We start from the raw sequence: 26,611 nt of genomic DNA, 5'->3' as shown, positions 1-26,611 counted from the left end.
GTCTCGTTGAGGACGCGGTGTTCGGCCAGGTCGGCGGGGGGCCGGTCGGGGTGGCCGGGGCGGCCGGTGACCAGGCGGTAGAGCACCTGGGCCGCGCTCCACACGGCGTCCCGGGGGTCGGCGGCGCCCTCGCCGCGGCGCTGTTCGGGGGAGGCGTAGGGGGCCCGGCCCCACGGGGTGCGGGGGCTGCCGATGCCGGTGACCGCCTCCAGGCCCCAGAGCTGGAGGGAGGCGCCGTCCCAGAGCACGGTGGCGGGCGAGATGCCGCGCGGGACGAGGCCCTGCCCCTCCAGCAGGCACAGGGCGAGCATCAGGTCGCGGGTGAGGACACGCTGGTCGGTGGCCGCGATGACGTGGGTCTTCGCGGCGGTGGCGCCGCGCGGTGGGTCGTACAGGAGGAACGGCTCGGCTGTGTCCAGCTCGTAGCCGATGAGCCGGGGGAAGAGCGGGGCGTTCTCCGTGCCCTCGACGAGCCGGTGCAGGCGCAGCGCGGTGCCCGCCTCGGTGTCGAGGAGGGCGCGGGCGGCGGGTTCGGTCGCGTCGGCGGCGGACAGGCGTACCTGTACGCAGCGCTGCCCCTGGCCCCGGTCGTCGAGCAGGGCGTTGCGGATCAGTTGGGGCAGGTGCGGGTCGCGCCGGGACTCGGGGCCGAAGCGGGCCCGCGCGACCCGGCGGCGGCCGGAGGGGGTGCTGAAGCCGAGCTTGGCGTCGGCGAGGCTCTCGGGACCCGGCGGCCGGTCCGGTCCGGGATGCGTGGCGTGGGTCACCGGAGGTCGCCGTCCCCTCGGTCGTAGCTGCCGTCGTAGGCGCCGTCGTACGGGCTGTCGTGTCCGGCTCCGTCGGCGGCCATGTATCCGTCGCCGTCCCCGTCGTGGCGGGGGCGGAAGGTGGCGACCACGCCGGGGCGCAGCGGGGTGAGGCGCAGCAGGCCCGCGTACCGTCCCGACGACGTCCACTCCACCTCCTCCGGCCGGCCCGAACCGTTCGTACGCCAGACCTTCTCGACCTCGTCGCGTACGGCCAGCGGCGCGAACCTGATCCACACCGCGGCCGCCGGGTCACGGCTGAGCAGCGCGCCCTGTTCGGGCGAGGACAGCTGGACCACGGCCTGCCGGTCGGTCTCCGCGCCGACCAGTCCGGCCAGCCCCTGCGGGTCGGTGCCCAGCAGGTTCGCCGGGGTGGGCCGGGTGCGGCGGGCGGTGGGGAAGGGCGGCGCGGCCAGCACTCCGTTGTGGCTCAGGTGCCTGCGGGCCGTCGACAGGAGTTCGGCGACGCGTCCCTCGATACGGGTCGCGGCGAGCGTGCCGGCCTGGCCGCGTTCCACGGCGCCCCAGTAGGAGCGCATCGCCTCCATGGTGGCGTCGGCGAGGTCGGAGGTGAGCGTGGCGACCAGCTCCGGGCCGCCCTCGGCGGTCTCCCGGTCCAGCCAGCGCGGTGTCCTGTCGGCGCCGCCCGGCCGAGCGGCGTCGGGCGGGCCGGAGCGCTGCTTCGGAGGCGACGCGAATTCGGAAGCGGGGGTGGATACGGGGGGACCGGTGTCGTCCGCCGGGTTCGTGGCGTCGGCGGGGTCGTCCCAGGCCGGGGCGTCCGGCCAGGCGTACGCGCTCATCCAGTCGTCGTCGCCCTTGTCGTCCGCGGCCCCGTCACCGGCCCCCGAGAACGCGTCCGGCGTGCTCGACAGCCAGTCGTCGGCCGCGAACTCCCCCTCGCTGTACGTGTCGTACGCCCCGCCGGCGGTCGCCGCCCGCTCGGGCTCGGGTACCGCCTCGGCCTCCGCCGCCGCTGCCGTCGCCCGCAGCACACCGGCGACGGAACGGGCCGCGTCGGCGCAGTTCAGGCGTTCCTCGACGGCCCAGTGCTCCTGGACGCCCTTGGCGAGCAGGGCGTCGAGGCCCGCCAGGGCGCGCCGGAGTGCGGCGGTGGCGTGGCCCGGGGCCCAGGCGTCGGCCGCCCCGCGCCACAGACGGCGGGCCGTCTCCCCCGCCGCGCACAGGCCGATCAGCAGACCGGACGTGCCCACCCAGGGCGCGGGCCCGGTCGCGTACGCCACCAGCGCCCCGGTCAGGGCGCCGCCCCAGGCCGCGACCTGCGGACCCACCGCCCACCGGCCGGGACGTCCGGCGCCGCGCAGCCGGGACGCGCCGAGCAGCGACACGGTGAGGAACAGCAACGGGACGACGAGCGACAGTGCCAGCAGCGGGCCCTGCCACAGCGCGCCGAGCAGCCCCGCCACGGCGGCCACCGGTCCGGCCGAGGCGGGAGAGCGCACCGGGTCGTCCGGCTCCCCGGACTCCCGGGCCACCGCCGCCGAGCTGAACCCGGCGAGTTTCGGGAGGAGCGCCGAACCCGGTACCGGTTCCACGCGTCCCGCCAGGGCGGTGAACCGCTGCGCCATCGAACGCAGCGAGAGTTGCTGGCCGAGGAGTTTCTCCGCGTACTCGCGCAGGCCCTCGCCGATCCGGTCGCGCATGCCCTCCGCCGTGGGCAACCGCAGCCCCAGATCGGTGAGTTGGGCCGCCGCCTCGGCGGTCGAGGACGCCGTGCCGCTGCGCAGGGCCCGGCCGACGAGCGCCTGGTAGTCGTCGAGCGCCTGGCGGGCCTGGTCGAGGTCCGCCTCGAAGGTCGTACGCCGGGTGGGGCGCAGCAGGCCGGGGAGGGTGCGCAGGCCGGCCAGGGCGTCGTCGGCGTAGTCGAGGGCGTCCGCGCAGGCCTGGTAGGCGTCGTCCGCCGGGCCGCCCGGCTGCCGGTGCCGCTGGTCCCGGCCGCCCCGGCCGGACGCCAACGCCCGTAGCGGTTCCGGGAGATCGGCGCCGGACGCGACGGCCGCCGGCGGCGCGTGGTCGGTGTCCTGGCCCGCGAACCGGGTGAGCGCGTCGCGCCACGCCCGGTCGCGTACGTCGGGGGGCAGGTCCTGCTCGAGCAGGCGCACGCCGGGTGCGGCGACGGCGTCGGGCAGTGCGGCCAGGTCCGTCAGGACGCGCCGGTAGACGTCCGGCACCGACAGCACGTCCACCAGGACGGCCAGCGCGTCGGGGTCGTCGTGCGCGGGCTCCTCCAGGGCCGTGCGCGCGGAGCGCAGGTCACCGGCCCACAGGATGGCCGTACGGTCGGTGCGCAGGACGGCGGGGCGCAGCAGTCGCCGGTCGGGGCGGAACGCCTCGTCCTCGCCCGCGTACGAACCGGGGGCGCTGCCCACCAGCAGGACCAGGATCCTGACCTCGCCCACCGCCCGGTAGGCGGCGAGGAGTTCGTACTGCCGCTGGTGGTCGGTGAGCCCGGCCGGGGTGTCGGTCACCAGGAACAAGGGGTCCTCGGGCTCCGGCTGCCCGGCCTGGGCGAGCCGACGGGCGACGCGCGCCCGCAGCGCCGGGGCGGAGTCGAGTTCCGCCGCCCCGGTACGCAGGTCGAGCGGGATGACGACGGGGCCGAATCCCCCGAAGCTCGCAGACACGCTCACTGGGCGTCTCCGTCCCAGGGAGAGCTGTCGCCGTCCCTGCGCTCGTACCCGTCGTCGGACTGGTCCCAGGGCACGGAGGGAGACTCTGCGCCGTACGGCGACCCGTTGACCCGCCCGTCGCCACGACTGCCACGGCCGTCGACGGAGGAACGTGAACTGTCGTGGTACGCACCGGCGTCGTCGTCACGTCCAGGGTCATCGTCCCCGGCGGAGCGTGAACCGCCGCTGCGGGGGCGGGTGGTGCCGTAGTCGTCGTCGGGGTCGTCGGCGGGGGTGCGTGAACCGCCGCCGTACTCACCGGCGTCGTAGCGGTCGTTGTCGTGGCCTCGGCGGGTGCCGGTTCCGCCGGCGGAGCGTGAACTGCCGCTGCGGGGGCCGGTGGTGCCGTATTCGTCGTCGCGGTCGTCGGCGGAGGGGCGCGAGCTGCCGCCGTACCCACCGGTGTTGGCGTAGCCGTCGGCGTCACGCTCGTCGGCGGAGGGGCGCGAGCTGCTACCGCGCCTGCCGGTGGTGCCGTAGCCCTCGTCGGGGTCGCGGCGACTGCCGGGGATGTCGTCGGCGGGGGTGCGTGAACCGCCGCCGTACTCACCGGTGTCGTAGCGGTCGTTGTCGTGGCCTCGGCGGGTGCCGGTTCCGCCGGCGGAGCGTGAACTGCCGCTGCGGGGGCCGGTAGTGCCGTAGTCGTCGTCGCGGTCGTCGGCGGACGGGCGCGAACTTGCGCTGTATCCGCCAGGGTTGGCGTAGCCGTCGTCGTCGCGGTCTCCGGCGGAGGGGCGGGCGTTGCCGGCGTACTTGCCGGTGGTGCCGTAGCCGTCGTCCGGGTCGTGGCGGTTGCCGGGGGTGTCTTTGGCGGGGGTGCGTGAACCGCCGCCGTACTCACCGGCGTCGTAGCGGTCGTCCTCGCGGTCCCGGCGTGGGCCGGAGGGGCGCGAACTGCCGCCGTGGTCACGGGTGGTGCCGTACCCGTCCTCGCCGCGCCGGCCGGCGTACGGCTCGTCGTGGGCGTCTGCGGACGTGCGGTGCCTGTCGGGGTCCGGGGTCCGCCCCGGTGTCGTGCCCCAGTCGTCCTCGTCCTCGGCCGGGCGGCGGGGGGTTTCGCGCAGGGGGCGCCGGCGGGCCGTCGGGGTGTCGCCTCGGACGTGTTCGAGGAGGGTGCGCAGGGTCGGCTGGACCGCGCGCTGGTCGCCGAACTCGGTGTCCAGGGCCGCCGGGAGGGTCTCCGCCCAGAACTCCCAGAGGGGGCGCACCCAGCCCTCGACGCGTTCGCCGTCCCGTTCGCGGCGTTCCGCGAGCAGTTCCAGCTGGCGTGGGGCGATCTTGTCGACGAGTTCGGTGAACAGGGGGTGCGGGTCGCTGCCGCTGCGGGTCAGGCCCGTCGGCTGGGCGCCCATCAGCTCGCGGCAGTAGTCCTCCACCGTGCGCTCGTCGTCGAGGACGGTCCAGCGTTCGTACGCGCGCAGGAGTTCCGCCCAGCTCGACACGCCGCCCGGGAAGTCGCCCAACCGCAGCCGTACGCCCGGTACTTGAGGCCCTTGCTCGGGGTGCAGGCGCAGCCGGACGCGGTCGGGGGAGGCGCTCTCGCCGTCCACCACGTCGACCTGGCCGTTCCACATGCAGCACAGCAGCCGGTGCAGGATGACGCGGCGGTCCTCCTCGCCGCTGACCATCCAGCTGTCCCGGTAGCCGAGCCGCTGGCGCCAGCGCAGGACGTCCTGGGCCTGCTCGTTGTCCTTGGCCCTGGCCCACTGGCGCAGCACCTTGCGGGCCTCGGGGACCTGGGTGAGGCTCATCTCGCTGCGGAAGAGGACGACGGTCACCGAGTCGCTCTCGACGCCCCGGTACTCGACGGAGTTCCGGGCGTCGGAGGGGAGGCGCAGCGCCTTGCCGAGGTACTGCTCGACCTCGTCGACGGCCTCCACGCGCGGGTAGGTGACCAGCACCCGCAGGGGGCCGGTGCCCTCCGGGGTGAAGCCGACCGGCAGCAGCCCGGTCAGTTTGCGGCCGAACAGGTCGAGGGCCTCCTTGCTGACCTGGTCGGTGGCGTCGGAGTCACCCGCCGCTGCGGCCAGCAGGGTGCTCATGGACGGCAACAGGGGCCGCTCCTCCAGCCGTTCGCCGCCCTCCGCGAACAACCGCGTGATCCGGCCCTCCAGTTGGGCCTTCACCACCGACACCGCGCCGTCGGGGCTGCGCCGGCTGAGATTGTGGACGTCGCGCCACGTCTCACCGTCGACCAGCTTGAGCAGCAGGGCCGCCGCGTCCTCCGTCTCGCGCAGTCCCTCGCGGCGGATCAGCCGGGCGACCAGGTCCTCGTAGAAGTGGTTGAGGGTGCGTTGTGGCGGCAGCAGGTACGAGATGCCCGTGCGGTCCTCGTACAGTTCGAGGCCCTTCTGCGCGGAGACCTTGCGTTCCTGGTCGCTGTGCGCGCGGAAGGCGTTGACGAGCCGGGCGATGTCGGCGCCCGCCGTGTCGGCCGGCGCCCGCCAGTGCTGCTGCTGTTCGCGCCAGGCCTCGTGCCAGATGGTCCGGCAGCGCCACTGGTACCAGGCGTCCTGTTCCTGGAGGGCGGCCTGTACGTCGTCGTCGCCCCAGCGGGCCGGGGACATGCCCGCGAGCCTCCCCTTGATGCGGGGGATCTTGGGCGGCTGGTCGGTCATACCGGCGGGGCGCCCGGGGGCGCGGGAGCGGCTGTCGAGCATGCCGAGGAAGCCGAGCCGGGCGATCGGGTCGTCGGTGTCGGTGGCCGGGACGCCCCGGACGACCCGGTCGGCGTGGAAGGGGTCGACGTTCAGGAGGAGTTTGTCGATGGCGGGGCGCGGCGAGAACCGGTCGGCCATGGTGGCGGCGGAGCGTTCGGCGACCCCGCGCAGGTCGGCCAGCAGGCGCTGCATGTCGGAGATCCGCTCGCCGAGCGCCGTCTCGACGGCCCTGCCGCCGCGTGGCAGCGGTTCGGGGTCGAGGACGGGCAACTGCCGTCGTTCCCACAGCTCTTCGAGGTGGGAGTCGGCGAACAGCTGCCGGATCATCGGCACGGTCGTCTCGCGCAGCGAGGTCCGGGGCCGGTCCACGAGGTCGCTGACGGCCTCGCGCAGCATCCGGCCGGCCACGAGGTCGGCGAGCTGGTCCTTGGGCACGGTCATCGAGGCGACGAGGCTGGTGGAGACGCCCTGGCGGCCGATGCCGGTGGGGGAGAGGGCGCTGCGGTGCACACCCCGGTTGATGAAGCTCGCGGCGAAGGTCTGGAAGTCGTCGTCGCCGACCGTGCTGCGGCCCCGGGTGCGGGTGTCGCCCAGTTCGGTGCCGATCAGCGACATCACCAGGGACACGATGGAGCGGCGCAGGTCGTCGGCGCGGATACCGGCGGTCGGGCTGAACAGGAACGACGTGGGCAGGATGCCGGTGCGCAGCCGGATCGGCTGGGTGCCGGGGTAGCGGACGCCGAGCCCGGCGCTCTGGTCGAGGTCGCCGATCTCGGCGCCCTCGGTCGGCGCGTTCTGTCCGTCGACGAGGCGGAACAGGTCGACGAGGGCGCGGGCCGCGTTGAGCTCGGCCTCGCGTCCGCCGCCGGTAGCCGAGGTGAACGACGACGGCATGACGACCAGCGGGTAGATCTTCACGCCGTTGAACCGGCGCAGCTGGAAGGCGTGGTTGATGAGGTGGAGGTAGTCCAGGAAGATCCCGGCGCCGGTCCCGCCGGCCACGGAGAAGGCGACGAACACATCGCAGCCGGTGACCTTTCCGCCACCCAGCTCGGCCAGTTCGCCGCCGGCTCTGGCCATCGCGTCGATGGCCTGGAGCAGCGGGGTCAGCACCGGGTTGAGGCCGTGCCGGAGCGTCGCGAACAGGGCGGCGCGGCCGACGGTCGGGAGTTGTCCGGCGCCGTTGTGGAGGGGGGTGACGCGCGGTTCGTCGTTGCGCGGCGGCAGCCAGTCGGCGACCTCGCCGCGCATGCTGGCCCGGAGCATCTTGGTGACCTCGGGCGAACTGTCGAAGTTCGGCAGCAGGTCGTGGGTGGCCCGTGAGGTACGGGAGAAGGCGGCGCGCAGCGACGGGTCGACGTTGAACTGCGGCAGCCGCATCAGGTCGGACTCGCTGTAGTCCGCGTACACGAACTGGAGGCAGTCGGGCAGCTGGTAGGGGGCGTTGCCGCTGAGCCGGCCCTGCAGCGCCGAGCCGTCCGGGCCGCACAGTTCGGCGCGCAGCCTGCGCTCCAGCTCCGCGCCGACCAGGCCACCGGTGCCGCCCAGGCCGACGAAGAGCATCGGCTGGAAGATCTTCATGGGTTTCCTCCCCGCTCACGGCCGCTCGGCCGCGTGTTCGTGCTCGGTACGTCCGTGGGTGTGGATGTGAATGTGGATCTGGATCTGCGTGTGGACGTGGACGTGGACGTGGACGTGGGTGTGGAGCCGGGTGTCACAGATACGTCTGGTCGTAGCTGCTGGAGCTGCCCTGCCCGCTGGGATCGGCACCGGGCGTGGGACCGGTGGCGCCGGCGGACGACGAACCGCCCTGCCCGTTGCGGAAGTTGCCGGCCTTGCGGCCATTGCGGCCGTTGCGGGTCGTACGGCCGGTGCGGGACTTGTGGGGTTTGTGGGTCTCCTCGCCGAGGGCGAGGCTCAGTCCGTCGGTCAGCTGGACCGGTGCGGCGGCCGACAGCGCGCTCCGGCCGCCCTTGCGCCGCAGCACCGCGCCGCCGTTGGGGTTGCGCTGGACGGCGTACGGGCCGTGCGCGCGGCGTTCGATACGGGGGCTGAGGTGGGCCTCGGCGACGCCGAACTCGTACCACTGCTTGTGTCCGTGCCCGGCCACATGTTCGCCCGGCAGGAACTCGCCGTGCTCGTCGACCAGCCGCAGCACCAGCCCGTGCGGGTCGCGGCGGGCGCGGCGCAGCCGGATCAGGGCGAGGACTGCGGCGACGGCGGCGGCGATCAGGACGGCGGCGGTCAGGAACGCCCACCAGTACTTGTCCCAGACGCTGGGCTCGGGCGTCACCCGTACGGCCAGCGGGGAGGTGACGAGGGTGAGGTTGCCGTCGGTGGTGTCGACGACGGTGACGTTGCCCGCGAGGGACAGCCCGTCGTCGGTGAGGCGGTCGCCGAAGACGTCGGCGGGGCCGACCTTGACGGTGACCTTGCGGGTGGCGGACTCGCCTGCTTTCAGGGTGAGTTCGGCCGGGGTGACCGAGAGCAGCCCCGCCTTGAGGTCGTTGACGGACAGCTTCAGGGTGTGCGGGGCGCCGCTCGTGTTGTGGACGTCCAGGGTGCCCGTGAACTCGGCGCCGGGGTGGAGGTCGGCGACGGGCAGGTCGAGGGCGGTGGTGACGGGCAGCTCACCGGGGGCGACCGTGCCGCGCGCGTCGCGGGTGTCGGCGCTCAGGCCGGCGGCGGTCAGCGTGGCGCTCGCGTTCAGCGCCCCGCGGGCGTTCGCCGGGATCTCGGCGGTGCCGGTGAACGAGCCGTCGCTCGCCTTCTCGTCCTCGCCCTTGCCGTCGTCGGTGAGGGTGAGCGGAAGCGGGTCGAAACCGTCGCCGGTCAGCTCGCTCCGGACGCGCAGCCCCTCGTAGTCGCGCGGGTCCTTGATCTGGAAGCCCTCGCGGGTCTGGACCCGCATCGTCACCGTGACCCGGTCCCCGGCGCGCGGCGAGGGCGGGTTCATGACGATGGCGCTGCCCAGTTCGCCCTGCCACAGCACGCTGACGGCGACGGGCAGCGAGCGGTGCCCCTCCGGGGCCTCGGCGCGCACCTTCCACACGCCGGGCAGCGGATCGACGATCTTCAGCGCCTCCACGGTGTCGTTGCCGCCCGCCAGTTCGAAGGCCGACCGGTGGAAGGTGCCGGACGTGGGGACCTTGTGGCCGGCCGGGTCGGTGTAGGTGATCTGGACTTCCGGGTCACCCTTGTCGACGACGATGCTGCCCACGGTCGCCAGCGGGGAGATGGTGATCTTCTGGGTCGAGGGCGGCCGTTGCGGTTCGGGGCCCTCCTCGTGCCGCATGCAGTGGGCGGCGGCGAAGATCCGCTCCAGGGTCGAGCCGACGTCCTTCGCACCGGACACCTTGCTGGCCCTGGGCTTGGCGGAGGGCAGTTCGGTGCAGCCCTTCTGGTAGCCGCCGGCGGCTATCCGCTCGAGCTGCCTGTGGTCCGGCGCGGGCCCGAAGCCGAGCGGCCAGATCTGTACGCCCTGGGCGGCGGCGTCCTTGAGCGCCTGCGTCAGCTTCCGTTCGCCCTCGGCCACGCGGTGCGGCCGGTCGCCGTAGTTCTTGCTGTCCTTGACATCCAGCTTCCCGTCGGTGAGCAGGAACAGCACCCGGGGCTGCGACGGGTCGGTGCCCTCGGTCAGATCGTGCACGCCCTGCCAGATCGCGTTCGGGAAGTCGGTGCCGGTGCCCTCGCTCTCCTTGCGCTTGCGCAGCTTGCCGACACAGTCGCCGATCGTCTCGCGGCCCGCCGCGTCCAGCGTCGTACGCCGGCACACCGGGTCCACCGCGCCCCGGCCCTTGCCCTCGTCCGCGGCGAAACCGAAGACGGTGACATGGGAGGACGAGGACACGTCACCCAGCGCGATGCGCTTGGCGGCGGCCTTCTCGACCTCCATGTCCGCGTCCGTGAGGCTCGCCGACTCGTCCACGGCGACCGCGTAGTTGACCGCCGGGAAGGCCGGTTCGGTGTCCGCCACCGGTACGGCGCCGTGACCGGCGTACCGGCCGCCGGGCGCCGACAGGGACAGGAGCACCGCGGTGGCGCCCAGCACGGCGAGCGAGGCGCGGCCCGCCCGGCCCCTTCTTGTCTCTCGTACTCCGTTGACTCGTCCCACGGCCGTCCCCTGTTTCCCGATTTGCCGGTGTTCCTGGATCGTCGCTACTCGCCGCGCGCCGGTTGCGTGGTGCGCGCGGATACGTCGTGATAGGTGAAGTTCCTGGCGTCGGCGCGACGACCCCGGTGTGACCCGGGCGTGCCCCCGCCCCGTCCTCAGCGCGCCGTCATGCTCCACGTCAGGGCCAGCGCCGCCGAGGGCGCGAGCGAGCCGACGCCCCAGCGGATGGCCCGGTACTTGGCGGAGAGGATCGCGCTGACGTCGACGGCCTGGACGAGCAGCCAGCCCGCCGGATCGCGCCCCGCCTCCGCGACCCGGGCGGCGAGCGTCGCGAGGTCACGTCGGGCGCCCACCAGATCGCCGAAGTACGTCACCTCGTCCCGCCCCTCCCGGACCGTGCCGGTGCGCGGCATGAGCGCCCCGACCAGCGCGGTCACCGACACCGCCCAGAGCAGCCCGGCGAGGATCAGCGTCACGTCGGCCGGCCCGTGCCAGCCGGGGGCGCCCTGCCAGCCGATGAGGAAAGCGGGCAGCGCGAGCGTCCCCGACAGCAGCACCGCCGCCTTGGAGTCGGCCCGCCCGAGGTCCTCCCTGACGGTGCTGAGCAGCCGTTCGGCGACGCGCTCGCTCACGCGTTCCCCGGAACGGTCGGGCCCGTGCCGACCCCCGTACGGCTCGGGCCCGACCTGTCCTGTGGTCCCCCCGCATCCCGTGGTGCTGCCGGCTGCCCCGGCTCCCCCGGTTCCTATGGCTCCCCCGTCCCCGGTCATCGGCGCGTCGCCTCCCCCGTCCCGTCGTCGCCGTCCTCGTCCGCCCAGTCCCAGCCGTCGTCACGGGGCCGCCTGCGGCGCGGCTGCTCCGGGGCCGAGTCCTCGGAGTCCTGCGGATACTGCGGACCCCGCGGATCCTGCGGGTCGTGCGGGTACGGGCCCGCCGGATACGCGTCCTGGCGCCGGACCCGGGCGGGCGGGTCGTCCGACACCCAGTCCGGGGTGAACGGTTCGACGTCGGACGGCTCCAGCTCCCGAGCGGGGCGGCCGGGCCGGCCGGAGCGGCGGGCCGGCAGCGAACCGATGGGACCGCTGATCCCGCCCAGACGCCCCCGGTTGAGGAGGTTGAGGGCCTGCGTCTCCACGTCGTTGGACTGGATCTGACCGCTCTCCACCATGTCGAACAGCCGGTCGACGCGCGCCTGCTCGTCCGCGCGGCCCTCCTGCCGGATCTTCTCCAGGAAGTCCTTGGCCTCCGTCGGTTCGGCCGCCAGCATGTAGCTGAGCTGCTCCAGCTGCCCGCCCTGAAGCATGTCCCTGAACCGCTGCTGGTGCACCTTGGTCACCTCGGCCGAGGCATGCGCGTCCCGGATGCCGTTCATGTGCTCGATCGCCCGGTCGTCGACGCGCAGCCGGACGTACAGCCGTACGTTCAGGCCGAGTTCGGCCCCCAGGCCGCTCCAGCGGCCGCCCGCGCACTCCCGGGTGATGGCCCGGTTGGCCTGCTCCGCCTCGTGCACCCGGTAGGTCGAGGTGACCTCGTGCAGCCGTTCCAGGATCGGCGCGGTGAGCCGCTTCGCGATGTCCGTCACGACCTGCACGGCCGCCAGATGCGGATCGTCGACCGACCAGTGGATGTCCACCTCGGCCTTGAAGAAACTGGTGCCGCCCGCCGCCGGCAACTCCATCTCCAGCGGCGTCTGATAGGTGCCCAGCGCGATCTCGCACACGGTGTGGGGCCGGGCCAGCGCCCGCTTGTCGACGTGCCGGGTACCGGTCACGGTGACGACGCTGTGGCCGCCGTTGCGGTAGAACAGCACCAGCGCCTTCTGGGCGCTGACCTGCGGCTGGACACCGTTCGGCGGATACTCCTTCAGGAACGGGCCGGCCGGCCCGGCGGCGGCTCTGCGCGCCCGCAGCCGCTCCTTCGCCTGGGCCCGCGCCGGGGCTTCGTCGTTGTCAGCCATGGCTTCTCTCCTCCTGCCCGCTCCGGGTCCGCTGGTTGACGGCCATCCACCACAGGGAGCGGGCACGGGCGTCGGGGAACGGGTCGTCCGGGTCGTTCATCATTCGGCGCAGCAGCCAGTCCAGCCGCCGCCGGTCGGTCTCCTCGGCGGCCAGCGCCGGCAGCAGCGCCGCCAGCCCCGGGCTCGTCCACTCGGTGCCGTCCTTGCGTACGGCGGTGCGCAGCATGCCCTCCAGCGCGTCCATGGCCACGTCCTTCGAGCGGGCCGTGTTCAGCGCCGTCCACAGCAAGTCGGCTATGGGCATGGCCAGTTCGGGCCGGGTGTCGGCCAGGGCGAGCGCCAGCGGCCAGTCGCCGCGCTCCCCGAGCGACGACGCGGGCTCGTCGATGAGCAGCTTGTCGACCCTGGTCTCGGCGAGCCAGATCGCGGCCGCCAGCCCGAGGTCCTGGTGCGCATCCCGCTTGTGCTGGGTCCACTCGGCCATCCGCCGCAGCACCTTCGGCGCCTGCGCGCGGTCCGGCAGCGCCAGCAGCCGTACGACGTTGAACGCGGCGGCGGCCCGCAGCGACTGCGCCCCGTCGTCGCGGACCCCGATCCGGGCCAGGGCGTCCAGCGCGTCCCCGGTCGTGTCCGCGCAGTTGCCGTAGCCCAGCGCCGCCGCCGCCGTCGACCGCAGGGTCCAGGTCGGGGACCGGCTCCAGTCCTCGACCAGTTTCCGTACGGCTTTGCGGTGCGAGGCGTGACCGGCGGCCTGGTCCATCATCGTGGCCGCGAACAGCCTGCGGTGGGCGGTGCCTTCGGCGAGCGGCCGGACCAGTTCGGCGAACCCGTGGTCGAAGTCCCGTACCAGCAGCTCCCCGGCGGCGACCGCCGCGCGCACCCACACCTGGGGGCGCTGGTCGTCCGCCAGCAGCCGCAGCCAGCGCACGACCGGCGCCCGCACCGGGAAGTGCCGCTCCCACAGCTCGGCCAGCACCGCCGACGGCAGGGCGCCGCCCCGGTACCAGATCAGCCGGGCCGCCACCGAGCCGGCGCCGGGCACCTCGACCTCGCCGTCGGTGAGTTCGGCGCGGGACAGGGCCAGGTCGGCCACCGGGTCGTCGCAGAACAGGGGGCGGGCGGGCGTGTGGTCGGGGTCGCACTGGACGGACAGTTCCCACGTCAGCAGATGGGCGGCGGACGACACCGCGCTGTGCGCGGCCCCGCCGAGAACGGCCAGCGCGATCCGGAACGCCACCGGGTGGAACAGGGCGGCGGTGCCCGCGCGTTCGACGCTGCCCTCGCCGTCCCGCGCACCCTTGCGGGCCGGTGCGGCGAGCGTCCGGTCCACGCCGGCGAACCACTCCTGGGCCTGGTCGGCGGCGAGGCTGCGGCAGCCGGCCAGCAGCTCCCGCTGCGACAGCTCGCCCAGCAGCCGGCCGGCCAGCAGGGAGGCGAGGAGTTCGGCCTCGGCGGGCCGCAGGTCCTTCAGCCCGACGGCCTCCACGACGTCCTCGCGCCGCACCAACTCCTCGGCGCGGACAAGCAGTTCGTCCACGCCCTCCTCCACACCGTCCTCCGCCCCCTCCTCGACCCGCTCCTCCAGCCGTTCCCGTAACCGGGTGGTGAGGAGCTCCTGGGTGGGCGCGGGCGGGCAGAGCATGCCGTAGCGACCGGCGAGGACCGGGCCCGCCGCCGAGCCGACGGTGACGACGAGTACCGCGAAGGACTCGCACCGGGCCAGGGCGGTGGCCAGTTCGTCGAGATCCATCTCGTCCGGGGGCAGCGCGCCGGGCCGGGTGAGCGACAGTTCCATGAGGTACCCGGTACCGGACGGGAACTCGCCCCCGGAGCCCACCTGCCCCGCCAACTGCCGTACGCCACCGTCCGGATCGACCCGGCGCACCGGCGAAGCGGCGGGGTCGCCGTCGGTGTCCCGGGGCGCGTCGGAGGTGACCTCGTCGAGCAGGGAGAGGGCCGTACTCGTCCGGCCGGTACCGGGGGCGGCGCCGAGCACCAGCAGCCGGCGCGCACGAAGCTTGCTGCGCAGCAGTACGTATCCGTCGGGGACCACCTGCACCCGGCGGAGCCTGCGCAGCTCGTCGGCGGGCACGGGACCGCTGCGCAGGCGCGGGTGGGTGTCGGTGCCCAGGAAGATGTCGCCGAAGTGGGCGCTGCTGATGAACGAGCGGTCGACGCTGGTCAGATCCCGCCCGGACTCGAACAGCATCCGGGTGGCGCGGCGCGTACGGGAGGCGGCGGCGAGGTCGGTGGGCCCGTCCTCGCCCTGCTCCTCGGCGAAGGGGGCGCGGGTGTACTCCTTGAACCGCTCGGCGGCGAGCGCCCGTTCGTTGTCCTTGTCGTCCTGCTTGCCGTCCTCCTCTTTCTTGTCCTTGCCCTCGGCGCCTTCTTTGCCGTCCTTGCCCTCTTTGGCGTCCCTGCCGTTCTCCTTGCCGCCGGGCTGGTCCCGCTCGGGTGTCTTGGCGGGGGCCTTGTCTGGTGCCTTGTCGGGGGTCTCGGCGACGTCGTCCGACTGCTGGTCGTCGCTCACCTGTCGCCTCCGCCCTTCCGGCCCATGTGCACGGATCCGATGCTGCTGTTGTGGTTCACGAACATGTCGCCCTGGGCGGAGTAGCTCGTACCGGAGTCGTCGGCGGGGCTGTCCGTACGTGGCCGCGCGGGTGCCGGTGTACGGGGGGAGGCGGCCGTGGGTGCGGCGGCCGGGCCGCCGGGAGCGGGCCGTCCGGGCAGGTGGAGCCAGGCGGTGACCTCGCCCTCCTTGAGGGGCAGCCGGGCCGAGGTGTAGCGCTCGGGCTCGATGAACTTGCCGCCGCCGCGCACCACGTCCTCGTACAGGGAGCCGGAGGTCACCAGGACGAGGTCGGCGCCCTCGGTGTCGAGCAGTTCACGGGCGGCGGCCGAGTCTGCGAGCCGACAGGCCAGGTCGACGGCGCGCCCGCAGATCCCGTGCGCGTCGTGCCGCACCGGGCCCACGTGCATCCCGATCCGCAGCCCCAGCGGCACCTTCAGCACACGGTTCTCGTCCCGCAGGCTCTCGTGCAGCTCGACCATCCACAGTCCGAGCAGCCGGGTCACCGGAACCCGCGCGGACACCGACAGCAGCACGCCGTCCCCGCGGTCCTCCATGTGGACGGCGTCCCGGGCGACCTTGGCGTGCGTGAACGCGGTCTCCACGACCTGGTAGATCCGGGCGCGCATCCGAGGCTTGTCGATGTCGTCGTACTGCCCGGAACGCCGTGCGTCGACGCTGATCACCAACTCGTAGTGCGCTTCGGCGAGATCCATGGCGTCGCGGTCCACCCGTGCCCCCTCTTGATGCGTCGATCGCGTGTGATCGCGTGCGATCGCCTTCGGTTGTCGTTCGGTTGTCGTTCGGTATGTCGTGGGTCGTCCCCTCAGGGTCGGGCCCGGGACGTGGGCCGTCTGTAGCCGTTTACACACGACGGGCCGCAGGTTTTACGCCTGTTGTCCCTCCGTGTCCGTGTGGCCGTCGGCGAGGAGGGCGAGAAGTTCGGGGTCGAGGATCTCCACGACACGGTTGCCGGTCCGCACGATCCGCTGGGTGCGCAGCAGCCGCAGGCTCTTGGCGACGGCTTCCCGGGTGGCTCCGATGCTGGCGGCCAGCTCGTCCTGGGCCAGCTGGACGACGGACGAACTGGACGGAGCTGTACGGGCGTACGGTCCGCGCGGTGTGCCTTGGCCGGACCCCGAGAGCTCGCTGAGCCGGCCGGCGAGGCGCTGCAGCACGGTGAGGGAGGCGAGCGCGGACCGCTCCTGGTCGGCGCTGCGCAGGCGGGCGGTCAGCTGACGTATCACCAGCCCGCTCACCCGGGGATGCTGGGCGAGGAACCGGCGGAACGCGTCCCCCGAGATGACCTGGGCCTCGGTCGGCCCCAGCGCCCGGACGGTGGCGCTGCGCGGATGCGGGTCCAACGCGGCCATCTCGCCGAGGAGTTCACCAGGCCCGCGCAGCCCGAGTATCAGCCGGGTCGCTCCCCGGTCCGTAGCGACGGAAACGGTCACCCACCCCTTGACGACGATCAGAACATGGCTGGACCGGTCGCCCTCGGTGAGGAGATGGGCGTCGGCCGCGAAACGCTTCGGAATCCCGAGGGCCATGACGCCCTCACGCTCCTGAGCGGTCAGTGCCTGCGCGAACGCCAGCTCATTGCCCAGCAGTCCCATGGCACGCCCCCCGCCGCATTCCGGACGCCTGGTTTTACGGTGGCGTTGATGGTGACAGAGCGAGGCTTTGAGTTGAGCGGTTTCCGCCATATTGGGGGTACCGCCCGGTAATCGCCGAACGGGCACGTGGGCGGACCGGCAGCCCAGAACTCCAGTCCGAGAAACCCCGGTTGACGCTTTTTCCGGGGGCGGCCCTGTCATCGCCTGCCCCGGAGGACGTTCAGGTCAGGCGCGTCACTCGCATATCTGTTCGTTACATCATGCGGAACCGGCTGGATGCGGCCGAGTTGGCGAAAAATCGGGTTTCCGGGGCGGAAGAGGTGATGAGGGTGTGGGGATGCGGGGTGGTTGTGGGGGTGGGTCGGTGAGGGGATGGCGCGGGTGGCGAGCGGTCGGTTCGCGTCGGGGCGACGCGGCTCGACGGTGTCCGGGGCCGGCACACCAGGGCGCTTGTCGTCTTCGCCGTGGCGGAAGGCTTCCGCTGTCTAGGGTGGAGGCCATGTCGACGACAACACCCGGAGAACCGCCCGCCGTTGACCCTGCGGAGCTGATCGCCGACCCGTACGCGGTGTATGCCCGGCTCCGCGAGGCCGGGCCCGTCCACCGCGTCGCCGGGACGGACGGGCTTCCGGCCTGGCTGGTCACGCGCTACGACGACGTACGCCAGGCCATCGCCGACCCCCGGCTCTCCCTCGACAAGCGCAACGCGAAGCCCGGCGGCTACCACGGGCTCGCGCTGCCGCCGGCACTGGACGCGAATCTGCTGAACATGGACCCGCCGGATCACACCCGCATCCGGGGCCTGGTGTCCAAGGCGTTCACCCCGCGCCGTGTCGAGCTCCTGCGGGAACCCATCAGGAAGACCGCCGACGCGCTGCTCGACACCATCGCACCGCTCGGCCGCGCCGACCTCATCCCCTCGTACGCCGCGCCCCTGCCGATCACCGTGATCTGCGATCTGCTGGGCGTGGCCCCGGACGACCGGCAGGACTTCCGGTCCTGGACCGATGACCTGGTGGCCCCGGACCCGGCCCGGCCCGACAGGGCGAAGGAAGCCGTGCGGGCCATGCTCGGTTTCTTCACCGGGCTCCTCGCCGCCAAGCGAGCCGCCCCCGCCGACGATCTGATCTCCGCCCTGATCGCCGTGCGCGACGACGAGGACGGGCTGACCGAGGACGAACTCATGTCCCTGGCCTTCCTCATCCTCTTCGCCGGGTACGAGAACACCGTCCACCTCATCGGCAACGCCATCCTCGCCCTGCTCAGCCATCCCGACCAACTGACCGCGCTCCGCGCCGATCCCGGTCGACTGGGCGGCGCGGTCGAGGAGTTGGCCCGTTACGACGGCCCCGTTCCCCTGGCCATCCGCCGATTCCCCACCGAGGACATCCTCATTGGCGGTGTCGCAATTCCGGCCGGTGAGACCGTCCTGCTGTCCCTGGCCGCCGCCCACCGCGATCCGCACCGGTTCGCCGATCCCGACCGGCTCGACATCGAGCGCGACACGACCGGGCATCTCGCCCTCGGCCATGGCATCCACTACTGCCTCGGCGCGCCCCTGGCCCGGCTGGAGACGGAGATCGCCCTCACCGCCCTCCTCGCCCGCTTCCCCCGGCTCGCTCTGGATGCCCGACTCCGCGAACTGCGTTGGCGTCCCTCAATGCGGACCCGCGGCCTGCTGAGTCTTCCCGTGCGCTACTGAGTCGGCTCCGCAACCGCAGTCCAACTGGGCGCCGGAGCAACGGGTAGAACGTCCGCGGCCAGCAATTCGTCCTGGCGGGCACTGGAAGTCGTCAACGCGGTTGAGGCGAGACAGCTACAGGAGGCGCCCGAACTGCGTGAGGCGTACGAGGGTCTCAAAGCCAGCCAAGCCTGGGAAGCCTGACAGGCAGCCAAACATGAAAAACCCGTCGCGATCCTCGTACCGGCGCTGAACACGTCCTTCCCGCGGTGGGTTGTGGTGTCGGCCGGCGCCGGGACGTCGGCGTCTGGTCGGTTCGGCAGGACACGACAGCCGCCGTCCGCCGCCCAGCGTGACCCCGAACGAGCCGTGGACCTCATCAGGCAGGCCGCCGGGATCGTGCGAGAGACCTGAATCGGTGACCCGCAAAGTACGGGCTTCCTACTCCAGCCGCACCAACACGAGCGCCGTCACCAGATACGGGACCGCGAACACGGCGAACGCGATCCCGTGCGCATACGACGCACCGACCGAGGCGTACGCGGCGAACACCCCTACCGTGGCCAGCTCGGTCCCCATGCTCGCGACGGAGGTCACAGTCGCCCGGTGGGCCCCCTCGATCCGTTCCTGGAGCCGCGCGTCAGCAAGGACGTTGACCAACTGGAAGCCGCCGAAGGCGACCGCGACAAGACTGATGCCGGCCGGAGTGCCCATCAGCGAACCCGCGGCCAGGGCGAGCGCCGAGCCCGCGAGCACCACGCCGAGCCCCGTCGTGCTCAGCCGCTCCGCCGCCCCGGTCAGCAGGCTGCCGATCGTGGGGCCCACCCAGATCACCAGCAGCAGATACGGAACCGTCTGCTGGGCGACGCCGGTGTCCCGGACCAGCAGCGGCGTGTACTCGTCGAGCGCACCCCAGACCGCACCGACGGCCGGAACGAGCAGCAGCGCCCCGCGTACGGACCGGTCCCGGCGGGCCTCGACGAGCCCGGCCCGCAGGGTGGTGAGGGCAGAGACCTGGTCATCAGCGTGAGACACCGCGTCCCGATGCTCAGGGAACCGGGTCGCCACCACCGAGGTCAGCACACAGGCCAGCACGCTCGCCGCCCCCACGGCCGGGTATCCGCCGAAGTCGAGCACCGGACCGGCCAGTCCCATCGCCGCCATCACGGCCACCATCCCGACCGCGTGGGCCCGGCCGATGACACGCGCGTACCGGTCGGCCGCGCCCAACCGGTCGAGCTCGTCGTACACCAGCGCTTCCAGCGCACCGGAACCGAGCGCGCCGCGCACCCCCCAGAGCACGAAGCCGAGCGCGAAGGCCCAGTACGACGGCACGATCACCCACAGGGCGAAGCCGACGACGGTGAGCAGCGGACCCAGCCACAACAGCAGCCGCCGGGAGACGGCGTCGGCCCAGGCGCCGGAGGGGACCTCCAGCAGGATCCCGGTGATCGACCACAGGGCGAACAGCGAGGAGATCTGCCAGATCGACAGACCGGTGTCCGCGAACAACAGCGTGTACACCGGGTAGAGCAGCACGAAGTCGTCGAGGAACGCGTAGCCGTAGAGCGTGGCCGTCAACCGCCGGACACCGGTGCTTCCGGTGTTCTCGGCGCCGGGCGCACGCGCAGGTGAGAGAGTCATGAGGCCTTCCCGCAGGGGCGATTCGGACGTCGGAGGTACGGCGTCCGAGGCGGCCCTCGGGAGGCACGGCTGGTGGATCAATGTCGCCAGGTCATGACACCGATGGTAGGCGGGCGGTGCCGTGCCGCCCAGCGAATATCGAGGACCCTGCGGGAAACGGGGCCCTGTGGAAACGGGGATCACTCCGCGTCGGCTGTTCCCAGCACGAACGTGGTGATCACCGCCGCGTGGTCGGACGGGCTGCCAGTCATTGTCCTCGACGTCCGGCCAGGGACGCGGCGACCGTCGGTCCCTCCCGTCGCTTTGGGCAACCCGGCCCCGCGCGCCCTCCCCTTCCCGGGCCGCTCCCCGACCCCCGTTGACAATCACCCCCACCCCCCTCCATCATCATTCCACTAATCAAGTAGTGGAATGATGATGGAGGTGGTGGTGGCCGTGGAGTACCGCATCGACAGGCGGAGCGGGGTCCCCGCCTTCCAGCAGATCGTGCAGCAGACCAAGCAGGCCCTGCGGCTGGGCGTACTCGTGCCGGGGGACCGGCTGCCCACCGCCAAGGAGGTCGCCGAGGTCAGCACGGTCAACCCGAACACCACCCTCAAGGCGTACCGCGAGCTGGAGCGCGAGGGCCTGGTCGAACCGCGACCGGGCCAGGGCACCTTCGTACGCCGCACCCTCGGCCGCCCCGAGACGGGCACCGACTCTCCGCTGTACGGGGAGCTGGTGGCGTGGATGGCGAAGGCGGCCGGGGCCGGTCTGGAGCAGGACGACGTGACCGCGCTGGTCGCGTCGGCGATGGAGAAGCAGTACGCCGCCGGGAAGGCGGCGGCGACGGGGGTCACGGAGGTCACGGGACCCACGACCACGGGACCCACGACCACGGGGTCCATCACCACGGGGATCACAGGGTCCACGGGGGCCACGACAACGAGGAGCACAAGTGAGTGACGGTATGTACGCGGGGGAGCCGGCGCTTGAGGCGTACGGGCTGGGGATGCGTTACCGGCGGGGCTGGGCGCTGCGGGACTGTTCGTTCCGGCTTCCGGCGGGCCGGATCTGCGGGCTGGTGGGACCCAACGGGGCGGGCAAGACCACGCTGCTGAGCATCGCGGCCCATGTCCTGCAGCCGACGCACGGCTCGATCAGCCTGTTCGGCGAGGCGCCGGGCTCGGTGGAGGCGGGCCGGCGCACCGCGTTCCTCGCCCAGGAGAAGCCGCTGTTCCGCCGCTTCACCGTGGCGGAGACCCTGCGGCTCGGGCGGGAGCTGAACCCGGGCTGGGACCAGCGCGCCGCCGAGGACATCGTCCGCGCGGGCAACGTGCCCTTCGACGCGAAGATCAGCACCCTCTCCGGCGGCCAGCGCACCCGCGTCGCCGTCGCCCTCGCCTTCGGCAAGCGCCCCGACCTGCTGCTGCTCGACGAGCCGATGTCGGACCTCGACCCGGTCGTGCGCCACGAGATGATGGGCACCCTCCTCGCCGAGGCCGCCGAGCGTGGCACCACCGTGCTGATGTCCACCCACGTCCTCGCCGAACTGGAGAACGTGTGCGACTACCTCGTCGTCGTCTCCGGCGGCGGAGTGCGCCTCGCCGGTGACGTGGACGATCTGATGTCCGTGCACACCCTGGTCACCGGCGCCAGGGAGGGCGAGGGCCTGCCCGCCGCCCTCGGGCACCACACCCTCGTCGAGTCCCGCACCAGCGGACGGCAGTTCACCGCGCTCATCCGCCCCGAGGGCCCGGTCACCGGCCCCTGGGAGACGGACACCCCGAACATGGAGGAACTCCTGCTCGCCTATCTCCGCTCCCCCGACGCACCACCGCTGATCACCCCCACCGCCCAGGTCCAGGGCCAGGGTCTGGGCCAGGCGTTCGGCACCGGGACGGTGGCGGCATGAGCACCTTCACCAGCACCTCGACCGGTACGACCAGCGACGGCGGGAACGGAACCATGAGCGCGACCACCACGAAGGCCGGCCGGCGCCCCCGCCTCAGCGGAATGACCTGGCTGGTCTGGCGTCAGCACCGGGCCGGGTTCTGGGCGATCCTCGCCGCCGCCGCGCTCTCCGTGGCCTGGATGGTCTACCAGCGCGGCCGGATGACGGACTTCCTCGACGGCTACGGCTATCCCGCCAAGAACCTCGACGAGATGGGTGCCGAGTTCCAGCAGTACCACGACGCGTTCTCCTACGTCGCCACCGGTCTCAGTGCGATACCCATCCTGCTCGGTGTCTTCCTCGGCGCCCCGCTTCTCGCGGGCGACCTGGAGAACGGCACGGCCAAGCTGGTCGCCGCCCAGTCCATGAGCCGGACCCGCTGGCTCGCCACGAAGCTGGCGCTGGCCGGGCTGGTGGTCGTGGTGAGCACGGGCGTGCTGTCGGCGGTGTTCGGCTGGTGGTGGAACCCCGTCAAGTCGTCCGAGGTCACGGTCATGGATTGGACCTCCAGCGAGGCCTTCAACAACACGGGCCCGGTGCCTGTCGCCCTCACCCTCCTCTCCGTGTTCGGCGGGGTGGCGATCGGTGTGGTGCTGCGGCGCACGCTGATGGCCATGGTGGTCACCTTCGGGTTCACCGTCGCCGTCCAGCTCGTCTGGTCCTACTTCATGCTGTCGCTCGGCGACGTCATCACGGTCACGACCAACAAGGGCGTCACCGCCGAGAACTCGTTCCCGTCGCTGCCCAACGGTGTGTACCAGCTCGATGAGTCGTACCTCACGAGCAGCGGAGACCTCCTCGGCTGGAGCACGTGCAGTGAGGGGACGACGGACGCGGCACGTGAGCTGTGCCTGAAGAAGGCCGACGTCGTGGGCTGGTCGGTGGACTACCTCCCCATGTCGCAGATGAACAGCATGCAGTGGTTCGGCGCGTCGATCCTGTTCGCCCTGACCGCCGGTGTCGCGGTGTTCCTCTTCTTCTGGGGCCGTAAGCGGCTCGTCTGAGACCGCACCCCCGCGCCCCTTCTTCTCTGACCAGGGGCGCCCCTTTTTCCCCTCTGTTTCTTTGTCCCGTCCGCCGGGCTGCTTCGCCGTGCCCGGAAGTTCGGAGAGAAAGGCATGTCTTGAATCACCGAAAGAGGCGAGCGAGTGAGGCTTCGGCTCTCGCCGTGCTCACCACCGCAGCCCTCACCGCCGCTCTGCTCGGCGCCCCGGAATCCGGGGCCGCACAGTCCGTCAGCGGTACGGCGGGTACGGCCCCCACTGTCAGCAAGGCCAAGTCCGTCACCCTCGTCACCGGCGACCGCGTCACCCTGGACGCCACCGGGCAGGTCACCGGCGTACGGCCCGCCAAGGGCCGCGAAGGCACCACCTTCCGCATAGCCCGCCACGCCGACCGCACCTACGTCGTCCCGCGTGACGCCGAGCGGCTCCTCGCGAACGGCACCGCCGACCGGCGGCTGTTCGACGTGACGCAGCTGGTCAAGTGGGGCTACGACGACGCGGCCCGCCCCGACCTCCCGCTGATCGTGACGTACGCCAAGGGCCGCGCCCTCGCGCCGAGGGTGCTGTCCGCCGCCGGTGCCCGGGTGAGCCGGGATCTGCCCAGCGTCAACGGGGACGCGCTGAAGGCCCGTAAGTCGGAGGGCTCCGAGCTGTGGGAGACGCTCACCGGCAGTGCGGGGGCAGCGCGGGGCAGGTCGGTGGCCGGCGGCCGGGTCGAGAAGATCTGGCTGGACGGGAAAGTCGAGGCGGCCCTCGACCGGAGCACCGCCCAGATCGGGGCTCCGCAGGCCTGGGCGGCCGGGTATGACGGCAAGGGCGTCAAGGTCGCCGTGCTGGACACCGGGGTCGACGACACGCATCCGGATCTGCGGGGCCGTGTCGACGCGGCGAAGAACTTCTCCGAGGCGGCGGACACCGTCGACCGGGTGGGTCACGGTACGCATGTGGCGTCGACGGTCGCGGGGTCCGGCGCGCACTCCGGGGGCAAGTACAAGGGGGTCGCGCCGGGTGCCCGGCTGATCAGCGCCAAGGTGCTCGACGACACCGGCTTCGGCGCGGATTCCGGCGTCATCGCCGGTGCGCAGTGGGCCGTCGCCCAGGGCGCCAAGGTGGTCAACCTCAGCCTGGGCGGCCCCGACAGCCCCGGTGACGACCCCGTCGAACAGGCGGTGAACGACCTGTCCGCCTCCTCCGGCGCCCTCTTCGTGATCGCCGCCGGCAACGAGGGCCCCGACGCCGGCACCGTCGGATCGCCGGGCAGCGCCGCCGCCGCGCTCACCGTGGGCGCGGTGGACCGTACCGACGCGATGGCCGACTTCTCCAGCCGGGGCCCGACGGCGGACGGTGCCCTCAAGCCCGACCTCACCGCCCCCGGCGTCGACATCGTCGCCGCGAAGGCCGCCCAGGGCACGGAGGGCGACCCGGCCGCCGACGGCTACGTCTCGATGAGCGGTACGTCGATGGCGACCCCGCATGTCGCCGGCGCCGCCGCGATCGTCGCCCAGCGCCACCCCGACTGGACCGGTGAGCGCATCAAGGCCGCCCTCACCGCGTCCGCCAAACCCGCCCCCGGCGTCTCGGCGTTCGCGCAGGGCACGGGCCGTACGGACATCGTCCGCGCCCTCGACCAGCAGCTCACCACCACCCCGGCCACCCTCGGCTTCCCCGCCCAGCAGTGGCCGCACACCGACGACCAGCCGGCCACCAAGACGGTCACCTACCGCAACGACGGCGACCGCCCCCTCACCCTCGACCTGACCACCGAGGCGTACGGCGCGGACGGAAAGCCCGCCGCCGAGGGCATGTTCGAGGTCTCGCCGAAGCGGCTCACCGTCCCGGCGGGCGCCACCGCGACCGCCCAGGTCACCGCCGACAGCGGCGCCGGCACGGCCGACGGCTCCTTCGGCGGCGCGCTCACCGCGACGGACGGGGCGGGTACGACCGTACGGACCGGCATCGGCGTACACCGTGAGGTCGAGTCGTACAACCTGACGGTCAAGCACCTCGACCTGAAGGGCAAGCCCGCCATCCGTTCCCAGACCGGTGTGCAGGCTCTGGACAACCAGATCTGGCGGGACTTCTCCGACGACACGGACGGCGAGTTCACCGTACGGTTGCCCAGGGGCCGTTACAGCCTCGAAGGCCGTATCGACACGGGCGCGAACTCCGACGCCGACTCCAGCGAGCTGGCTCTCCTCCTCAACCCGAAGTTCTCCCTCACCCGTGACACCACCCTCGTCATGGACGCCCGCAAGGCCAAGCCGGTCCGGATCACCGTGCCGGACAGCGAGGCGAAGAACACCGACGCCACCCTCAACTACGGGTTCGACATCGGCGGGAACCGGAGCATCTCCACGTACGACATGGGCGACTTCGGCAGGCTGCGCGTCGGTCAGTTCGGCGCCCGGCTTCCGGCGGGCGAGGCGTTCGCGCAGTACAACGGCACCTGGACGCACGGCAGTACGCACTACCGGCCGGTCTGGAACCGTACCGGCGACCTGTCGGGCTTCACCGCGAACCCGACGCGCGGGCAGTTCGCCAAGGTCACGCTCGCCGCCGGTGCGCCCGCCAGGGGCAAGACGGCGTCGCTCGTCGCCGCGCCGATGACTCCGGGCGGCGCGTGGTTCGACTTCAACCTCGACAGGCGCTCGTTGCCGGGCGCCTTCACCGACTACGTCCTGCCGGGCGTGCGGTGGCGGTACGCCGTCTCGCAGAACGGCGGCAAGGACGCGGACGGCGAACCGGTGTGGGACGCCGGCCAGTGGACGGCGAAGCCCCGTTCGTACAGCGCGGGCAAGGAGTACACCGAGCGGTTCAACACCGGCGTCTTCGGCCCGCATCTCACCGGCCCGCTGACGGACGGCGAGGACCGCCCCGGCGCGGTCCGTATGGGCGACACCTTCCTGGCCTACCTTCCCCTGTTCTCCGACGGCGCCGGCCACATCGGCGACTCCCGCTACAGCAAGGCCAGGAGCACCCTGTACGCGGACGGCGGCACCCGCGTCTTCGCCGTTGACGAACCCTTGAACGGCGTCTCGTACGAACTCCCCGCCGCCAAGCGCGCGTTCCGTCTCACCACGGACGTCTCCCGCCCCACCACGCTGTCCCCGGTCTCCAACCGGATCACCGCCGAGTGGACCTTCGCCTCCGCGCACGTCACCGGCATCGGGCAGCGGCTGCCGCTGTCGGTGGTCCGCTTCACACCCCGGCTGAGCACGGCGAGCACGGCGAGGGCGGGTACGCGTTTCCCGGTGCCGTTCACGATCGAGGGCGCGGCCACCGCACGTACCGCCCGCAAGCTGGCCTTCTCCGTCTCCTACGACGACGGCCGCACCTGGCTGGCCGCGAAGGCCGTCGACGGCAAGCGCCTCGACCTGCGCCACCCGGCGAAGGCGGGCACGGTCTCGCTGCGCGTGACGCTCACTGACGCCGACGGCAACACCCTGAAGCAGACGATCCACCGGGCGTACCGGACCACATAAGAAACACCACATAAGAAACACCACATAAGGAACACCACATAAGAAAGAGGGCCCACCGCGTGAGCGGCGGGCCCCCTCTTCTTTTCCGCTGTTACGGCGTGACCGTCAGGACCGTCGTGCCGACCTTGTCGCTGCCGTCGCCGTACTCGACCAGGCCGAGATAGACGCCGCCAGGCGTGAGGTCGCGCCAGGAGACGGTGGTCTGGACGGTGTCGCCCGCGTCCACCCGCCGTTCGGCCGGGGTGATGGTGGCCGGACGGTCCGGCTGGATGCCCGGGCCGAGCAGCCAGGTGTGGAGCGTGTACGGCTGGCTGGTGACGCCCTCGGGCAGGGCGTACTGGTTGACGTACACGTCATAGGTTCCCGGGGCGAGGTCGGCGTGCTCGTCGTTGCCGCTGTTGGGGCTCGACAGCAGGTTGCGGTCCTTGTCGTACACGTACAGGTCCAGGTCGCTG

14 protein-coding genes and 2 pseudogenes are annotated in these 26,611 nt (G+C 72.5%); 5 read left to right on the top strand and 11 right to left on the bottom strand.

Going from position 1 to position 26,611, the window contains the following annotated elements:
- The 9 genes and pseudogenes from ADL01_RS02570 to ADL01_RS02530 all read right to left on the bottom strand — a co-directional run.
- Positions 1 to 767 (bottom strand): annotated as a pseudogene (locus ADL01_RS02570) (hypothetical protein); the annotation flags it as partial.
- Entirely contained in the window at positions 764 to 3,457 is a 2,694-nt protein-coding gene (locus tag ADL01_RS02565) for a hypothetical protein (protein WP_234354473.1), read from the bottom strand. The pseudogene ADL01_RS02570 and the gene ADL01_RS02565, both read right to left, overlap by 4 nt.
- A complete protein-coding gene (locus tag ADL01_RS02560) occupies positions 3,454 to 7,737 on the bottom strand; it encodes a tubulin-like doman-containing protein (protein ID WP_053740201.1) in 4,284 nt (1,427 codons plus the stop codon). Before ADL01_RS02560 ends, ADL01_RS02565 begins: the two co-directional genes overlap by 4 nt.
- Positions 7,738 to 7,870: 133 nt before the next feature.
- Entirely contained in the window at positions 7,871 to 10,270 is a 2,400-nt protein-coding gene (locus ADL01_RS02555; protein ID WP_053740200.1) for a hypothetical protein, read from the bottom strand.
- 155 nt (positions 10,271 to 10,425) lie between these two features.
- Positions 10,426 to 10,902, bottom strand: coding sequence for a Pycsar system effector family protein (locus ADL01_RS02550; protein ID WP_063783445.1), 477 nt, complete (start codon positions 10,900 to 10,902; stop codon positions 10,426 to 10,428).
- 134 nt (positions 10,903 to 11,036) lie between these two features.
- On the bottom strand, positions 11,037 to 12,227 hold the full coding sequence (locus tag ADL01_RS02545) for a hypothetical protein (protein WP_234354472.1): 1,191 nt from the start codon (positions 12,225 to 12,227) through the stop codon (positions 11,037 to 11,039).
- Complete coding sequence (locus ADL01_RS02540; RefSeq protein WP_053740199.1) at positions 12,220 to 14,757, bottom strand: hypothetical protein; 2,538 nt, start codon at positions 14,755 to 14,757, stop codon at positions 12,220 to 12,222. The genes ADL01_RS02545 and ADL01_RS02540 overlap by 8 nt, the downstream gene beginning before the upstream one ends.
- Entirely contained in the window at positions 14,754 to 15,527 is a 774-nt protein-coding gene (locus ADL01_RS02535) for a hypothetical protein (RefSeq protein WP_053740198.1), read from the bottom strand. The genes ADL01_RS02540 and ADL01_RS02535 overlap by 4 nt, the downstream gene beginning before the upstream one ends.
- Before the next feature lie 156 nt (positions 15,528 to 15,683).
- On the bottom strand, positions 15,684 to 16,412 hold the full coding sequence (locus ADL01_RS02530) for a Crp/Fnr family transcriptional regulator (RefSeq protein WP_053740197.1): 729 nt from the start codon (positions 16,410 to 16,412) through the stop codon (positions 15,684 to 15,686).
- Positions 16,413 to 16,911: 499 nt separating this feature from the next.
- Here ADL01_RS02530 and ADL01_RS02525 point away from each other — a divergent pair, with 499 nt between their 5' ends.
- Complete coding sequence (locus ADL01_RS02525; RefSeq protein WP_053740202.1) at positions 16,912 to 18,114, top strand: cytochrome P450 family protein; 1,203 nt, start codon at positions 16,912 to 16,914, stop codon at positions 18,112 to 18,114.
- A gap of 420 nt (positions 18,115 to 18,534) precedes the next feature.
- Here the strand turns inward: ADL01_RS02525 and ADL01_RS02520 are convergent, their stop codons facing one another.
- Positions 18,535 to 19,737, bottom strand: coding sequence for an MFS transporter (locus ADL01_RS02520; protein WP_053740196.1), 1,203 nt, complete (start codon positions 19,735 to 19,737; stop codon positions 18,535 to 18,537).
- Between the two features lie 411 nt (positions 19,738 to 20,148).
- Here ADL01_RS02520 and ADL01_RS02515 point away from each other — a divergent pair, with 411 nt between their 5' ends.
- The 4 genes from ADL01_RS02515 (at position 20,149) to ADL01_RS02500 (ending at position 26,156) form a co-directional block, all read left to right on the top strand.
- Positions 20,149 to 20,682 (top strand): GntR family transcriptional regulator, encoded by a 534-nt coding sequence (locus ADL01_RS02515; RefSeq protein ID WP_078960281.1) that lies wholly within the window; start codon positions 20,149 to 20,151, stop codon positions 20,680 to 20,682.
- Between the two features lie 4 nt (positions 20,683 to 20,686).
- Entirely contained in the window at positions 20,687 to 21,631 is a 945-nt protein-coding gene (locus tag ADL01_RS02510) for an ABC transporter ATP-binding protein (RefSeq protein WP_053740195.1), read from the top strand.
- Positions 21,628 to 22,674 (top strand): ABC transporter, encoded by a 1,047-nt coding sequence (locus ADL01_RS02505; RefSeq protein WP_053740194.1) that lies wholly within the window; start codon positions 21,628 to 21,630, stop codon positions 22,672 to 22,674. The genes ADL01_RS02510 and ADL01_RS02505 overlap by 4 nt, the downstream gene beginning before the upstream one ends.
- Before the next feature lie 164 nt (positions 22,675 to 22,838).
- Positions 22,839 to 26,156, top strand: coding sequence for a S8 family peptidase (locus ADL01_RS02500; protein WP_234354471.1), 3,318 nt, complete (start codon positions 22,839 to 22,841; stop codon positions 26,154 to 26,156).
- A 91-nt stretch (positions 26,157 to 26,247) separates the two neighbouring features.
- Here the strand turns inward: ADL01_RS02500 and ADL01_RS45225 are convergent.
- A pseudogene (locus tag ADL01_RS45225) lies at positions 26,248 to 26,611 on the bottom strand (peptidase); the annotation flags it as partial.

This window comes from Streptomyces sp. NRRL WC-3618, assembly GCF_001280005.1.
Lineage (GTDB): Bacteria > Actinomycetota > Actinomycetes > Streptomycetales > Streptomycetaceae > Streptomyces.
This window is presented reverse-complemented; position numbering and strand designations above follow the sequence as displayed.

What these genes read in the sequence shown, in the direction of transcription:
- ADL01_RS02560 (WP_053740201.1), bottom strand. Translation starts at nt 7,737, where the DNA reads ATGAAGATCTTCCAGCCGATGCTCTTCGTCGGCCTGGGCGGCACCGGT.
- ADL01_RS02520 (WP_053740196.1), bottom strand. Translation starts at nt 19,737, where the DNA reads ATGACTCTCTCACCTGCGCGTGCGCCCGGCGCCGAGAACACCGGAAGC.
- ADL01_RS02545 (WP_234354472.1), bottom strand. Translation starts at nt 12,227, where the DNA reads ATGGCTGACAACGACGAAGCCCCGGCGCGGGCCCAGGCGAAGGAGCGG.
- ADL01_RS02515 (WP_078960281.1), top strand. Translation starts at nt 20,149, where the DNA reads ATGATGATGGAGGTGGTGGTGGCCGTGGAGTACCGCATCGACAGGCGG.
- ADL01_RS02530 (WP_053740197.1), bottom strand. Translation starts at nt 16,412, where the DNA reads ATGGGACTGCTGGGCAATGAGCTGGCGTTCGCGCAGGCACTGACCGCT.
- ADL01_RS02510 (WP_053740195.1), top strand. Translation starts at nt 20,687, where the DNA reads ATGTACGCGGGGGAGCCGGCGCTTGAGGCGTACGGGCTGGGGATGCGT.
- ADL01_RS02525 (WP_053740202.1), top strand. Translation starts at nt 16,912, where the DNA reads ATGTCGACGACAACACCCGGAGAACCGCCCGCCGTTGACCCTGCGGAG.
- ADL01_RS02505 (WP_053740194.1), top strand. Translation starts at nt 21,628, where the DNA reads ATGAGCACCTTCACCAGCACCTCGACCGGTACGACCAGCGACGGCGGG.